We start from the raw sequence: 14,701 nt of genomic DNA on the forward strand, positions 1-14,701 counted from the left end.
AGGCAAAAATCAAGCGCGACTTCCGTCCGACCTTGCGTTCGATCTGGACCGCAGTGCAGCATTGCCTGCTTTGTGGTCACGCCGAGACAAGTGCCTCCACCGCCCGCCGCGCACCGTCCTTATAAAGACGGCCGAGCGCCGTGGTCACGGCCTCGCGCAGGCGTGGTTCGGTGCCCAGCGGTCCGAACACTTTCTCGACCCCGAGCAGTGCGGGCGCGAGCCGCTCGGCGACGGGACCCGTTTCGCGCGCGAGCGCGGCGAACTCGGCGGCGAGCGGATCGCGAACGTCGATGGCGCGGCCCTGCTCGTCGCGTGCGGTGACGTAACGCATCCAGCCGGCCACCGCGAGCGCATGCGTCGCGATCGGCAGGTCTTTGCGCAGGCGATCCTGCATCGCGCCGAGCAGGCGCTGCGGAAGCTTTTGCGAGCCGTCCATCGCGATCTGCCAGGTGCGGTGATGCAGCGCCGGATTGGCGAAGCGCTTGAGCAGCGAGGCGCGATAGGCGGCGAGATCGGTGCCAACAGGCATCGTCAGCGTCACCGCGGCCTCTTCCATCACCCGCGCGGCGAGACGGGCGAAATGCGGATCCAGCATGGTGTCGGCGATGGTCTCGTAGCCCGCGAGATAACCGAGATAGGCCAGCGCCGAATGGCTGGCGTTGAGCAGCCGCAGCTTCATCAGCTCGAACGGCTTGACGTCGGTGACGAGCTCGACGCCGGCGGCGGCGAAATCGGGCCGCCCCGCCGTGAAGCGGTCCTCGACCACCCATTGCGTGAACGGCTCGGTCATCACAGGCCAGGCGTCGCGCATGCCGAGCGCGTTCGAGACCGCATCCCGGTCGGCGTCCGTCGTCTCCGGCACGATGCGGTCGACCATCGTCGACGGGAAGGTGGCCGCATCGGCGATCCACTTGCCGAGGTCCTTCGACCGGAGCGCGGCGAACTGCGTCACGATCCGCTGCACGGTGTGGCCATTGGCGGCGAGGTTGTCGCAGCAGAGCACGGTGAAGGGCGCTAGCCCCTGTGCGCGTCGGCGCGCGAGTGCAGCGACGATGAAGCCGGGCGCCGAGCGCGGCGCGTCAAGATTGTTGAGATCGTGCACGACATCCGGATGCCGCTCGTCGAGATCGCCGGTCTGCGGCGTGTGGCAATAGCCCTTTTCGGTGACTGTCAGCGAGACAATGCGAATGGCGGGATCGGCCATCCGATCGACCAGTGCTGCCGGCTTCTCGCGCGCGACGACGCTGTCGAGCAGCGCGCCGATGACGCGGTGCTCGGTGCCTTCGGCGGCACGTACGGCGACAGTGTAGAGATGATCCTGCGGGGCGAGGGCGTCGCGCGTGTCCGGGCTGCGCAGGCTCGCGCCGACGATGCCCCAGGACGAGCTGCCTGCGGCAAGGCAGTCGTCGATGACGACGGCTTGGTGCGCGCGATGAAAGGCGCCCAGGCCCAAATGCACGATGCCGGGCGTAACGCGCGAGCGGTCATAGGCCGGGCGGCGGATGGCGGGCGGCAGCCGGTCGAGATTGGCGCGGCCAAGACGCGTTGAGTTATGGCGCATGGTCGTCTCTCCCTGTGTTTGGCCGCTGCTTGACATGGCACCCGTCCTCGGTCAATGCTTCGGTCAATTGGTAAGACCAATTTTCCAAAATTGGCGGGCCGCCGGGACGCGATGCTTCCCGGCGAGACCCTTTCGGGGAGGCCAGTGTGCCGCTGGAAGCTGTGGAGGCGAGACGGCTTTACCGCCAGGTCGCCGATCAATTGCGAAGCCTGATCGACAGCGGCGAGTACGCGGTTGGCAGCCGCTTGCCGACCGAGCGCGAGCTCGCCGAGCAGCTCAGGATCTCGCGGCCGACGGTGCGCGAAGCCCTGATCGCGCTCGAGGTCGAGGGCCGCGTCCGCATCCGCGTCGGCTCAGGCATCTATGTGATCGACCCCGCGGACGCCGCGCCCACACCGCCAGCTGCCGGCATCGAAGGTCCGTTCGAGCTTCTCCGCGCCCGTGAATTCCTGGAAAGCGCGATCGCCGAGCAGGCGGCGCGCGTGGCGACCAAGGACGATATCGCCCGCATCGATGCGTCGCTTGTCGCGATGGAGAATGTCGAGCATCCCGGCGAGGCCTCGATGGTGCACGACCGTGCCTTCCACGTCGCGATCGCCGGCAGTCTCGGCAATGCCGTGCTGGTGCGCGTGGTCGGCGAGTTGTTCGACCAGCGCCTCAATCCCTATTTCGCGCAGCTTGCGCATTACTTCGAGAGCCCGGGCACGTGGCGCACTGCGCTCGACGAGCATTACGCCGTGCGTGACGCGATCGCGTCGCATGATCCGGACGCCGCGCGCGAGGCCATGCGCAAGCACTTGGCGCGCTCGCAGGAGCGCTTTGCGCAGAACTTTGGTGCCGAGGCCGCCGCGGGATCGCCCGCGGAGCGAGGCGGGGTCGCGCGCACGCCGGCGAAACCGGCAAAACCAAAACGCGCGAAGACCCAGGCCAAAAGCGGCAGCATGCGGCGACGATGAGATTGGGCGGCTCGTCCCGGTCTTGGGGCGGGCGAACAAGAAGCAGATTTTAGTCAGTGGAGGATAAGTCAGTGTTGAAGAAGATGACGATGGTGCTGGCGACTTCGGTCGCGGCGATGTTCGCGGCGACCAATCCCGGCATGGCGCAGACCAAGCTGAAATGGGCCCATGTCTACGAGACCTCGGAGCCGTTCCACACCGCCTCGGTCTGGGCCGCGCAGGAGATCGGCAAGCGCACAAACGGGCGCTATACGGTCGATGTCTATCCGGCGTCGCAGCTCGGCAAGGAAGCCGACATCAACCAGGGCCTCTCGCTCGGCTCGGTCGACATCATCATCTCCGGCTCGAGCTTCGCGGCCAAGAGCTTCGCGCCGATCGGCGTGACCTACTATCCCTACACCTTCCGCGACGCCGACCATCTCCTCGCCTACACCAAGAGCGACATCTTCAAGGAGCTCGCCAAGGGCTATGAGGACAAGAGCGGTCACCACATCGTCGCGGTGACCTATTACGGCGTGCGCCAGACCTCGTCGAACAAGCCGATCAAGTCCTGCGCCGACCTCAAGGGCCTGAAGATGCGGGTGCCCGACGTTCCGGCCTACCTCGCCATGCCGCGCGCCTGCGGCGCCAATACGGCGCCGATCGCGTTCGCCGAAGTCTATCTCGCGCTTCAGAACGGCACCGTCGAGGCGCAGGAAAACCCGCTGACCACGATCGAGGCCAAGAAGTTCTACGAAGTGCAGAAGCACATCGTGCTGACCGGCCACATCGTCGACCACCTGAACACCGTGGTGGCGGGCGCGCTCTGGAAGAAGCTCAGCGACGAGGACAAGAAGATCTTCACCGACGTCGCCCAGGAGGCGGCTGCGAAAGCGACCGCGGAGATCAAGCAGAACGAGGCGAAGCTGGTTTCCTTCTTCAAGGAGAAGGGTCTGACCGTGACCGAGGTCGACAAGAACGAGTTCCGCGACATCGTGCTGAAGAACGTTCCGTTCGAGACCTTTGGCTATCGCAAGGCCGACTGGGAACGCATCCAGGCGGTGAAATAACCAGTGTCGTCGTTCCGGGGCTCGCGAAGCGAGAACCCGGAACCTCGAGATTCCGGGTTCGGCTCTTCGAGCCGCCCCGGAATGACGTTCAAGTCGTTTGAGGAGTACCGCCCATGTCCACCGTCGAAGTGCACCGGCAGATCACCGGGGACGAAATCGCCCACACCTTCGAGGAAGAGGCGGTGCCGAAGGTCGATCTCGGCGTCTACGCTTTCGAGGACTGGGTGGCGCTGGTGATCTTCTGGGTGATGGCGCTTGCCGTCTTCCTCCAGTTCTTTACCCGCTACGTCCTCAACGACAGCTATGCCTGGACCGAGGAGATCGCGACCTACTGCCTGATCGGCGTGGTCTTCATCGGCTCCTCGATGTGCGTACGGCTTTCACGGCACATCCAGGTCGACCTGATCTACCGCTATCTGCCGCACATCGTGGCGCGGGCTCTGTCCACGGCGATCGACCTGATCCGGATCGCCTTCTTCGGCTACGCCATCAAGCTGGTCTGGGTCTACATCCAGATCATCGGCGATGAATCGATGACCACGATCAATCTGCCCAAGGACTACGTCTACTACTCCGTGCTGGCGGGCTTCGTGCTGATGTTCCTGCGCTCGGTGCAGGTGGCCATCCAACATTTGCGACAGGGCTATTCGATCCTCGAACGTCCCGGCGCCTACGACGGTTTTGAGGGGTAAAGTTATGTTGCTGTTGCTTGGAGGCTTCCTCATCCTGATGCTGCTCGGCGTTCCCGTGGCGATTGCCATGGCCGCGTCGTCGCTGCTCTACATCCTGGTCAGCGGCGTGACGCCTGACGTCACGCTGGCACAGCGCATGATCGCCGGCGTCGAGAGCTTTCCGCTGCTCGCGGTGCCGTTCTTCATCCTGGCCGGCAATCTCATGAACATCGCCGGCGTCACCGGCCGCATCTACAAATTCGCGGTCGCGCTGGTCGGCTGGATGCGCGGCGGCCTCGGCCACGTCAACATCATCGGCTCGGTGATCTTCTCCGGCATGTCCGGCACCGCGATCGCGGATGCCGCCGGGCTCGGCACCATCGAGATCAAGGCGATGAAGGACCACGGCTATTCCACCGAGTTCTCCGTCGGCGTCACCGCGGCCTCGGCCACGCTCGGGCCGATCATCCCGCCGTCGCTGCCTTTCGTGATCTACGGCATGATGGCGAACGTCTCGATCGGCGCGCTGTTCCTGGGCGGCGTCATTCCCGGCATCGTCATGACGCTGCTGATGATGGCCACCGTCACCTACTTCGCGCACAAGAACAAATGGGGCAGCGACACGCCGTTCTCCTGGCCGCAGCTCGGCTCGGCCGGCCTCGAGATCGCCATCGTGCTGGCTTTCCCGCTCGCGATCTGGCTGATGGTGCTGGCTGGCATGTCCACCAACATGGCCGTTGTCATCGGCCTCGGCACGCTGCTCGCGATCGACTGGTACTTCGACTTCTCGGCGGTGATGGCGCTGATGGCGCCGGTCATCCTGATCGGCGGCATGACGCTCGGCTGGTTCACGCCGACGGAGGCCGCGGTCGCAGCCGTGATCTGGTCGCTGTTTCTCGGCCTCGTCCGCTACCGCACCATGACCTTGAAGACGGTGGCGAAGGCGACCTTCGACACCATCGAGACCACGGCCTCGGTGCTGTTCATCGTCACCGCAGCCTCGATCTTCGCCTGGCTGCTGACGGTGTCGCAGGCAGCCCAAGTGCTCTCGGACTGGATGCTCAGCATCACCCACAACAAATGGGTGTTTTTGGCGCTCGCCAACGTCCTGATCCTGTTCGTCGGCTGCTTCATCGACACCACGGCGGCGATCACCATCCTGGTGCCGATCCTGCTGCCGATCGTGCTCAAGCTCGGCATCGATCCGATCCATTTCGGCCTGATCATGACGCTGAACCTGATGATCGGCCTGTTGCATCCGCCGCTCGGCATGGTGCTGTTCGTGCTCGCCCGCGTGGCCAAGCTCTCGGTCGAGCGCACGACGGTCGCGATCCTGCCCTGGCTGGTGCCGCTGATGGCCGCGCTGATCGCGATCACCTACATTCCCGAACTGACCCTCTGGCTGCCTAAATACATGGGACTCTCCAAATGACCTCCACCGCTCTCGCCGCAACCCTGTTCGGCCCCGAAGATCTGCGCATGATCGAGCATCCGCTCGACAGGTTGGCTTCCGGCATGGTGCGCATCCGTTTCGGCGCCGGCGGCATCTGCGGCTCCGACATGCACTATTTCCGTCATGCCCGGACCGGCGATTTCGTCGTGAAGTCGCCGCTCGTGCTCGGCCACGAGATCTCGGGCGAAGTCGTGGAGATCGCGGGTTCCGCAGCTAACCTCAGGGTAGGCGACCGTGTCGCCGTCAATCCGTCGCGCTGGTGCGGCCATTGCGTCGCCTGCCGCGAGGGCCGGCCGAACCTCTGCGAGAACATCTACTTCATGGGCTCGGCCTCGAAGACGCCGCACATGCAGGGCGGTTTCGCCAACTATTTCGACGCGGTCCCCGCGCAGTGCGTGAAGATCCCCGACCACGTCTCCTATCAGGCCGCGGCGCTGGCCGAGCCGCTCGCGGTCTGCCTGCATGCGGTGGCGCGCGCCGGCAACATCGAGGGCAAGCGCGGCATCATCTTCGGTGCCGGCCCGATCGGGCTTTTGACCATGCTCGCCGCACACCGCGCCGGCATGGCCGACATCACGGTGGCGGACATCGCGCTGGCGCCGCTCGCTTTCGCGACCCGGCTCGGCGCTTCGCATGTCGAGAACGTCTCGGCCGGCGAGGAAGGACTGAAGGCACAGGCCGCATCGCGTCCCTATGACGTCGCGTTCGAGGTCTCGGGCACCGCCGCGGGCCTTGCCAGCGCGATCGGCATCGTCAGGCGCGGCGGCATTGTGGTGCAGATCGGCAATCTGCCGGGCGGCCAGATTCCGACGCCGTCGAATGCGGTGATGGCCAAGGAGATCGACCTGCGCGGCTCGTTCCGCTTCGGCTTCGAGTTCATGACCGCGGTGGAGCTGATCGGCGCCGGCAGCGTCGACGTGCTGTCGCTGGTCACCGCCGAGCGGCCGCTGTCGACCGCGCCGGACGCACTGCGGCTGGCGCTCGACCGCTCGCAGAGCGTCAAGGTCGTGCTGACCGCGAACTGATCTTAGAGCCCGTTCCGATGGGATCGGAACGGGCTCTGGAGTCTTGTTTTGACGCGTTTTCCTTACGCGAACCGGTATCCGCTTCGCGCGAAAACGCTTTAGGAGAATTTCGATGATGCTCGAAGGCTGGCGCTGGTACGGTCCGGATGATCCGGTGTCTTTGGATGACGTCAGGCAGGCCGGGGCGACGGATATCGTCTCGGCGCTGCATCAGGTGCCGATCGGCGAAGCCTGGACGCGCAAGGCGGTCGAGGAGCGCAAGAACTTCATCGAGCATGGCCAGCCCGGCCGCTCGCAACTGACCTGGTCGGTGGTGGAGTCGATTCCGATCCCCGACGACGTCAAGCGACTCGGAGCCAAGGCGACGGCCTCGATCGAGGCGTGGATCGCGAGTCTCGAAGCGGTGGCCGCGGCCGGCATCAAGATCATCTGCTACAATTTCATGCCCGTGGTGGACTGGTGCCGCACGGACTTGGAATGGGAGCTGCCGAACGGTGCCCGCGCCATGCGCTTCGACCAGGACCGCTTTGCCGCGTTCGAGCTGCATATCCTGAAGCGTCCCGCCGCCGTTCAGGAGTATTCGCCCGAGCAGCAGGCGCGCGCGAAAAAGCTGTTCGACCAGATGAGCCAGGCCGATATCGACTACCTCGTCATGGTCATCGCCAGCGCGCTGCCGGGCTCGACCACCGAGCCGATGACGATCCCGCAATTCCGTGACCGGCTGGAGACCTATCGCGACATCACGCCAAAGATCCTGCGGCAGCATCTCGCCGAGTTCCTGGGCCGTGTCACGCCGGTCGCCGAGCAACTCGGCGTCTCCCTGACGCTGCATCCCGATGATCCGCCGCGCCCGCTGTTCGGCCTGCCGCGCATTGCCTCGACCGCCGACGACTATCAGGCACTGTTCGATGCCGTGCCATCCAAGGCCAACGGCATCTGCCTGTGCACCGGCTCGCTCGGCGTCCGCGCCGGGAACGATCTGCCTGCGATGGCCGAGCGCTTCGGACCGCGCATCGCCTTCGCCCATCTGCGCGCGACCAAGCGCGAGGCTGACGGCCTGTCCTTCTACGAGTCCGACCATCTCGACGGTGACGTCGACATGGTCGCGGTGCTGAAGGCGCTGTTGAAGGAGAACGCACGGCGCTCGCCCGACAAGAGAATCGTGTTCCGTCCCGACCACGGCCATCGTATGCTCGACGATCTCGCCGCCACCAAGCGCACCAATCCCGGCTACACCGCGATCGGCCGCCTGCGCGGCCTCGCCGAGCTCCGTGGCGCGATCAGGGCGATCGAGCATCGATAGCAGACCGGCGGCGCCACCAGGCGAGAGAATCGCCGCGATGGCGGCCGCTGACAGCATCGGCGGGCGCGATGGCAAGATGATCGACGCGCAGAGCGTGCCGTGAGCGGAGTTGAGAAATGCGCCTGACACAGTGTCATAACTTCCACGATTTCCGGCGGCTGGCGCGCCGCCGACTGCCCGGTCCGATCTTCGACTACATCGATGGCGCGGCCGACGATGAGACCACCCATCGCCGCAACAGCGCGAGCTTCGAGCATTGCGACCTTCTGCCCAACGTGTTGCGCGGCGTGCAGGACGTCGATCTGTCGGTCACCATCATGGGCCAGAAGCTCGCGCTGCCGTTCTACTGTTCGCCGACCGCCTTGCAGCGCCTGTTCCATCATGAAGGCGAGCGTGCCGTCGCCGCTGCGGCGGCGAGCTACGGCACCATGTTCGGCGTCTCCTCGCTGGGCACGGTGTCGCTCGAGGAATTGCGCAAGGCCCACGACACGCCGCAGGTCTATCAATTCTATTTCCACCGGGATCGCGGTCTCAACCGCGCCATGATGCAGCGCGCCAAGGACGCGGGCGTCGAGGTGATGATGCTGACGGTCGACAGCATCACCGGGGGAAATCGCGAGCGCGATCTGCGCACCGGCTTCAGCATTCCCTTCCGCCTGACGCCTGCGGGCATGCTGCAGTTCGCGATCAAGCCGATGTGGGGCATCCAGTATGTCAGCCACGAGAAATTCAGGCTCCCGCAACTGGAGGAGCATGTCGACATGAGCGGCGGCGCCATGTCGATCGGCCGTTACTTCACGGAAATGCTGGATCCTGCGATGAATTGGGACGATGTCGCGGAGATGGTGCGGACCTGGAACGGCCCGTTCTGCCTGAAGGGGATCATGTCGGTGGAAGACGCGCGCCGCGCGGTCGATATCGGCTGTGCCGGGATCGTCCTTTCCAATCATGGCGGCCGCCAGCTCGACGGCTCCCGCTCGGCTTTCGATCAGCTCGCCGAAATCGTCGATGCCGTGGGCGACCGCATCGACGTGATGATGGACGGCGGCATCCAGCGCGGAACCCATATCCTGAAAGCGCTGTCGCTCGGGGCCAAGGCGGTCGGGCTTGGACGATACTATCTCTATCCGCTCGCCGCCGCCGGCCGGCCCGGCGTCGAACGAGCCCTCGGCCTGCTGCGGGCCGAGCTCGTGCGCGATATGAAGCTGATGGGATGCACGTCGATCAGCCAGCTATCGCGCGCCAATCTGCGCTTCCGGGCGGGGTAGCGCGCCGTGATCGTTCGGCCTCAATAGCAGGCGGCCATCGCGCCGAGTTTCGGATAGAGCCGGTCGATCGCGGCGATCTCGTTTTTCATCTGCGCGATGATCCAGTCGCGGATTTCGGCGGCAATGGGGCGCATCGGCCGGTTGCGCGGCGGCAGGAATTCGCAGATGCGGCGCGTGGTGGTCAGCCGGTCGGAGGCCGGCACCAGCGCGCCGGTCAGGAGCCAGTGCGAGGCCACCGTCAGCCAGCCGAGCGCGATGCCCTGGCCGAGCAGGGCGGCCTGCATCACGACGGCATAGTCGGTGAAGCTCAGCGCCTTGGCCGCACCACGGCGGCCGGTGAGAAGCGAGGCGTAATCCGCCGCCCAGTCGCCCGGCGTCTCGGCGAGGCGAATGATGGTGTTGCCTTCGGCGGGATCGGTCTCGCCGAGATAGCCGGGGCTGCACATCGGCAGCATGACTTCCTTCATCACAAGGGTACCGCCGGATGACGGCTCGTCGCGGTCACGGAAGCGCATGCCGAGGTCGACATTCTCCACCGGCCCGCGCAGCGCGCCGGAGATCAGCTGGAAGCGCAGATCGACCTCGGGAAACTGCTTCTGGAGCTTGTCGATACGCGGCATCAGCCAATGCGTGGTGAAGGCGGAGGAGACAGACAGCGTCACCGTCTCGGTGCCCTTGCGGCGCCGCTCGATCTCGACGAGCCCGGTCTCGATGCTGCGAAAGCCTTCGAGCACGCGGCGATAAAGCAGCTCGCCTTCCTCGGTGAGCACCGCGCGCCCCGCAGTGCGGTCGAACAGGCGGACGCCGAGATGCTCTTCGAACTGTCCGAGCATCCGGCTCACCGCCGGCTGCGTGACGTTGAGTTCGGCTGCTGCCGCCGTGAAACTGCCATTGCGCGCTGCTGCGTCGAAGACGAACAGGGCGTTACTGGAGGGCAGCATCCGGCGCAGCTCGGGCATAACGCCATGTTATGGACGCGGTGAGAATTTGGCAATTGCCGAGTTTTGCCAAGTCTGGTGTCATTGGCATCACAGCCTAAAGACAGGGATTGCGAACGAAGATTTGGTGCGGTGCACGCTTCGGCCGTGAGTGCTCAAAATTCCTGTCTATAAAGCAGGCTTATGGCGCGCAGTGAGGCACGCCATTGCAGGGAACGAGGCGAGGTCGATCGTTGGACAAACGAGCGGAAAGCGTCGAGATCAGGTCCGCGAGCAAGGCGTATGGCGCCGTTCGCGCTCTCGACGACGTTTCGCTCAATGTCGGCGCCGGCGAATTCGTCTCGCTGCTCGGGCCCTCCGGCTCCGGCAAGACCACGCTGCTTGGAATTCTCGGCGGCTTCATCCTGCCATCGCGCGGAACCATCCTGTTCGGCGGCCGTGACGTCACCTGGATGCCGCCGCACCAGCGCGACATCGGCGTGGTGTTCCAGAACTACGCGCTGTTCCCGCATATGAGCGTGGGCGAGAACGTCGCCTTTCCCCTGCGCGCACGGCGCCTGCCGAAGGCGAGCTGGCCCGACAAGGTGCGCGCGGCGCTCGCGATGGTCGGTCTCGCCGGCTATGAAGAGCGCGGCATCGCGCAGCTCTCCGGCGGCCAGCGCCAGCGCGTGGCGCTGGCGCGTGCGATGATCTTCGAGCCGCGCCTGATCCTGATGGACGAGCCGCTCTCCGCGCTCGACAAGCAGCTCCGCGAATCCATGCAGATCGAACTGCGCGCGCTGCACCGGCGCATCGGCGCCACCATCATCTACGTCACCCACGACCAGCGCGAGGCGCTGACCATGAGCGACCGCGTCGCCGTGATGAAGGACGGCCGGCTGATCCAGATCGACGCGCCCGAGCGGCTGCACGATCATCCCGCGGATTCCTTCGTCGCGAGCTTCATCGGGGAAGCGACGATGCTGCCGGTTCGCCGCGTCGATGCCTCCAGCGTCGCGCTCGGCAATGCGCTGCTGCGCAGCGCCCGCGCCATTCCCTCGGGCGATGCCCTGATGCTCGCCGTGCACAGCGAAAAGCTATTGATCGACGACGGCGCGCAGGATGCCGCCTGCAACCGGCTGACCGGAACGGTCACCGACATCGTCTACCAGGGCGAGAGCCTCCGCATCTTCCTGGCGCTCGCCGATGGCATCGCGCTCAGCCTGCGCCAGCCGAGCTATCACCAGGCCTACAGCCGCATCCCGCCGCTCGGCGGCAGCCTCACCGTGACCCTTCACCCCGAGGACACCATCGTTGTCCCCAGGGCGGGGGACTGAACTCAAGCCTTGTTCAACCGAGAGAAGAAACCAAAGATGTCGTCAGCAGCTTCGTTCAGCAATTTCAAGGTTCTCACCTTCGACGTCGTCGGCACCTTGATCGATTTCGAGACCGGCGTGCTCTCCGCAGTGCGCAAGATCTCCGGCAAGTCGCCGGCCGAGCTCAGCGACGAGCAGATCTTCGAGCCCTACAAGCGCGGGCGCGACAAGCATTACGAGCGCTCGAGCGAGGCGATGTTCCACGTCTATCGCCATCTCGCCAAGGAGCTCGGGCTTCCCTCCGACGATGCGTCCTGCGACGTGTTCCAGCTCTCGGTGCTGCGCTGGGGGCCGTTCGCGGATTCGGTCGAGGCGCTGAAGCGCCTGCGCACGAAGTTCCGGCTGGTGGCGATGACCAATGCGGATCGCGTCGCGCTCTCCTGCTACGCGCATGCGCTCGGCAATCCCTTCGACGACACCGTCTGCGCCGACGATACCGGTGTTGCCAAGCCGAACCCGGAGTTCTTCGCCTACAACAAGGGGCGCCAGTCCGCGTTCGGCTACAAGCAGTCCGACATTCTGCACGTCGCGCAGAGCCAGTACCACGACATCGGGATCGCGCGAAAGCTCGGCTACAAGGTGTGCTGGATCGAGCGCCGCCAGGGCATCGCCGGTTTCGGCGGCACGCCGGCGGTGGAGACGCTGACCAAGCCGGACTTCCACTTCCCGACGCTGAAGGCGCTCGCGGACGCGGCGATCGGACCGGCGGCGTAAGGCATGAGCGGCGGCATGACACGGGACTGGAGCGCATTGCCATCGGCCAACTCGCTGTGGGAAGCCACGGCGGAGCCGGCGCGCGCGTTTCCCGTGCTGTCGGGCGAGCGACAGGCGGATGTGGTGATCATCGGTGCAGGCTACACGGGCCTCTCCGCGGCGCACCACATCGCCAAGAGCGGGCTCAGCCCCATCGTGCTGGAGGCGAACCGCCCCGGCTGGGGCGCGAGCGGGCGCAATGGCGGGGTGATCACCGCGAAGTTTCGGCTGTCGTTCCGTGAGATCGACGCCGCGCATGGCCGCGCCATGGCGCAGCGCATGTACGAGATCGCGCATGAATCGACTGACATGGTCGAGGAGCTGGTGTCCGAATTCGGCATCACCAGCGCGGCGCTGACGCGCACGGGCCAGGTCAAGGCCGCCCACAACGAGACGACGCTGAAGGCCGCGATCGACGAAGCCAACTGGATGACGCGCGAAATGGGCTCCGCCGAAGTCCGCATCCTCGACAAGCGCGGGGTGCGTGACGAGACCGGTTCGGACATTTTCGTCGGCGGCGTGCTCAATCCCGGCTCCGGCGGCATCCATCCGCTGAACTATCTGCGCGGGCTCGCCGATGGCGTCGCGCGTCGCGGCGTTCCGGTTTTCCAGGAGTCGCCGGTGGTCAAACTCCGGCGCGAGAATGGCGGCATCGTCGCCGAGACGCCGCAAGGCGCGGTGCGCGCGAGACAGGCGATCATCGCCACCAACAGCTATTCCGACCTGACTGATGCGACCGCGCACATGCAGCGCACGCTGATCCCGTTCCGCAGCGCCATGGTCGCGACCGAGCAGCTGCCGCGCAATCTCGCGGGAAAGCTGATGCCGACGGGGCGCACCTACACCGAGACCAAGCGCATGATGCGCTGGTTCCGCATGGTCGACAATCGCGTCATCTTCGGCGGCCGCGGCGCTTTCGGCAAGCAGGACTCGCAAGCCGCCTTCGACGCCTTGCGCAAGGCGATGGTCGGCATCTTCCCGGATCTTGCCGATGTGCTGCTCGCCTACAAATGGTCGGGCCTCGTCGGCATGACGCTGGACTCGGTGCCGCATATCGGCCGGCTCGACGACCGCACGCTGGTCTCGATGGGCTACAATGGCGCGGGCGTTGCGATGTCGAGCCTGATGGGCCGCTATCTCGCTGCCTTTGTCCGCGGCGAGACGCCCGAGGTCGGCCTGCTCGATATCAGGCGCATGAAGGCGATCCCGTTCTATCCGCTGCGCGAGCCCGCCGTGCGCATGGTCGCCGGCTGGTACCAGTTTCTCGATGCGATCGGTCAGTGAGATCTCTTTGGTGATGGAGGAGGCGAGGATGATGACGACACGCAATTTTGGATTGGGTTGTGCCGTGCTGGGCGCAATCGGATTTACCACTGCGGCGAGCGCCGCCGAGCAGATCACCTTCGTCTCGCAAGGCGGCGCCTATCAGGCGGCGCAGACGGTGGCGATCCTCGATCCCTCCGCCAAGAAGCTCGGCATCACCATCAACCAGGACTCCATTCCCGACGCCTGGCCGGCGATCAAGACGCAGGTCGGCAGCGGCAAGCCGATCTGGGATGTCGTCGATACTCCGACCGGCTATTGCCTGCGCGGCGGCGAGCAGGGGCTGATCGAGAAGCTCGACTTCTCGAAGATCCCGAACGCGGCGGCGATGCCGGAGGCGTATCGCAGCCCCTATTCGGTATCCTACGAGTTCTATTCCAGCGTGCTGGCCTACAGCCAGAAGACGTTTCCGAAGGACGCGCCGAACAGCTGGGTGGATTTCTGGGACGTCAAGAAATTCCCCGGCCGCCGTGCGCTGCGCAATCACCCGATCGCCACGCTCGAGGCCGCGCTGATGGCCGACGGCGTCGCGCCCGACAAGCTCTATCCGCTCGACGTCGACCGCGCCTTCAAGAAGCTGGAGGAGATCAAGCCGCACATCACGGTGTGGTGGACCTCGGGCGCGCAGTCGGCGCAGCTCCTCAATGACGGCGAGGTCGACATGGAGATGGCGTGGAACGGCCGCGTCAGCGCGGTGGCCAAGGAGGGTGCAAAAGTCTCCTTCACCTACAACCAGGGCGTCCTCCAGAGCACCTCACTCTGCATCCTCAAGGGCGCGCCGAATCTGGAGACGGCAGTCAAATTCCTCAACGAGGCCGTCGATCCCGTGCACCAGGCCAATCTGCCGCTCAACATCGACTACGGCCCGGGCAACCCGAAGGCGTTCGAGACCGGCGTGATCAAGCCCGAACGCGCCGCGCAATTGCCGAGCGAGCCGGCCAACGCGGCCAAGCAGGCGCTGATGTCCTACGCCTGGTGGTCCTCGCCCGCGGGCGAGGCGGCCGAGAAGCGCTGGGCATCGTTCATGCAGAAGTAAGTGAGGCCAG

At 65.5% G+C, this 14,701-nt stretch carries 13 protein-coding genes; 11 read left to right on the plus strand and 2 right to left on the minus strand.

The genetic code is table 11. The annotated features are described in order from the left end of the window. Nucleotides 1-76 precede the first annotated feature (76 nt). On the minus strand, nucleotides 77-1,561 hold the full coding sequence (locus BJ6T_RS12360) for a mannitol dehydrogenase family protein (RefSeq protein WP_014492700.1): 1,485 nt from the start codon (nucleotides 1,559-1,561) through the stop codon (nucleotides 77-79). A 146-nt stretch (nucleotides 1,562-1,707) separates the two neighbouring features. On the opposite strand from BJ6T_RS12360, the gene BJ6T_RS12365 reads away from it, so the two are divergent. The 7 genes from BJ6T_RS12365 (at nucleotide 1,708) to BJ6T_RS12395 (ending at nucleotide 9,286) form a co-directional block, all read left to right on the plus strand. Beyond that, nucleotides 1,708-2,517, plus strand: coding sequence for a FadR/GntR family transcriptional regulator (locus BJ6T_RS12365; protein ID WP_014492701.1), 810 nt, complete (start codon nucleotides 1,708-1,710; stop codon nucleotides 2,515-2,517). Nucleotides 2,518-2,606: 89 nt separating this feature from the next. Further along, on the plus strand, nucleotides 2,607-3,566 hold the full coding sequence (locus BJ6T_RS12370) for a sialic acid TRAP transporter substrate-binding protein SiaP (RefSeq protein ID WP_014492702.1): 960 nt from the start codon (nucleotides 2,607-2,609) through the stop codon (nucleotides 3,564-3,566). 113 nt (nucleotides 3,567-3,679) lie between these two features. Continuing rightward, nucleotides 3,680-4,258 carry a TRAP transporter small permease gene (locus tag BJ6T_RS12375; RefSeq protein ID WP_014492703.1) on the plus strand — a complete coding sequence of 193 codons (579 nt, stop codon included), beginning with the start codon at nucleotides 3,680-3,682 and terminating at the stop codon, nucleotides 4,256-4,258. Nucleotides 4,259-4,262: 4 nt separating this feature from the next. Then, nucleotides 4,263-5,669 carry a TRAP transporter large permease gene (locus tag BJ6T_RS12380; protein WP_014492704.1) on the plus strand — a complete coding sequence of 469 codons (1,407 nt, stop codon included), beginning with the start codon at nucleotides 4,263-4,265 and terminating at the stop codon, nucleotides 5,667-5,669. Continuing rightward, nucleotides 5,666-6,715: an L-idonate 5-dehydrogenase gene (locus tag BJ6T_RS12385; RefSeq protein ID WP_014492705.1), complete on the plus strand. Its 1,050-nt coding sequence runs from the start codon at nucleotides 5,666-5,668 to the stop codon at nucleotides 6,713-6,715. Before BJ6T_RS12380 ends, BJ6T_RS12385 begins: the two co-directional genes overlap by 4 nt. Before the next feature lie 112 nt (nucleotides 6,716-6,827). Continuing rightward, nucleotides 6,828-8,018, plus strand: a complete 1,191-nt coding sequence (uxuA, locus tag BJ6T_RS12390; RefSeq protein ID WP_014492706.1) for a mannonate dehydratase — start codon at nucleotides 6,828-6,830, stop codon at nucleotides 8,016-8,018. Nucleotides 8,019-8,134: 116 nt separating this feature from the next. Next, nucleotides 8,135-9,286, plus strand: coding sequence for an alpha-hydroxy acid oxidase (locus BJ6T_RS12395; protein WP_014492707.1), 1,152 nt, complete (start codon nucleotides 8,135-8,137; stop codon nucleotides 9,284-9,286). A gap of 20 nt (nucleotides 9,287-9,306) precedes the next feature. On the opposite strand, the gene BJ6T_RS12400 is transcribed toward BJ6T_RS12395, so the two are convergent. Next, nucleotides 9,307-10,245 carry a LysR family transcriptional regulator gene (locus BJ6T_RS12400; RefSeq protein WP_014492708.1) on the minus strand — a complete coding sequence of 313 codons (939 nt, stop codon included), beginning with the start codon at nucleotides 10,243-10,245 and terminating at the stop codon, nucleotides 9,307-9,309. A 212-nt stretch (nucleotides 10,246-10,457) separates the two neighbouring features. Between BJ6T_RS12400 and BJ6T_RS12405 the strand changes: the two genes are divergently transcribed. Genes BJ6T_RS12405 through BJ6T_RS12420 form a run of 4 tightly spaced genes read left to right on the plus strand, consistent with a single transcriptional unit; the run spans nucleotide 10,458 to nucleotide 14,691 of the window. After that, a complete protein-coding gene (locus BJ6T_RS12405) occupies nucleotides 10,458-11,540 on the plus strand; it encodes an ABC transporter ATP-binding protein (RefSeq protein ID WP_014492709.1) in 1,083 nt (360 codons plus the stop codon). Between the two features lie 36 nt (nucleotides 11,541-11,576). After that, the gene (locus BJ6T_RS12410; RefSeq protein WP_014492710.1) at nucleotides 11,577-12,293 is read left to right on the plus strand and encodes an HAD family hydrolase; all 717 of its coding nucleotides are present in this window, start codon (nucleotides 11,577-11,579) and stop codon (nucleotides 12,291-12,293) included. A 15-nt stretch (nucleotides 12,294-12,308) separates the two neighbouring features. Next, nucleotides 12,309-13,616, plus strand: a complete 1,308-nt coding sequence (locus BJ6T_RS12415) for an NAD(P)/FAD-dependent oxidoreductase (protein WP_028170623.1) — start codon at nucleotides 12,309-12,311, stop codon at nucleotides 13,614-13,616. 28 nt (nucleotides 13,617-13,644) lie between these two features. Beyond that, complete coding sequence (locus tag BJ6T_RS12420) at nucleotides 13,645-14,691, plus strand: ABC transporter substrate-binding protein (protein ID WP_014492712.1); 1,047 nt, start codon at nucleotides 13,645-13,647, stop codon at nucleotides 14,689-14,691. The last annotated feature ends 10 nt before the right edge of the window (nucleotides 14,692-14,701 follow it).

Source organism: Bradyrhizobium japonicum USDA 6 (assembly GCF_000284375.1).
Classification (GTDB): Bacteria; Pseudomonadota; Alphaproteobacteria; order Rhizobiales; family Xanthobacteraceae; genus Bradyrhizobium; species Bradyrhizobium japonicum.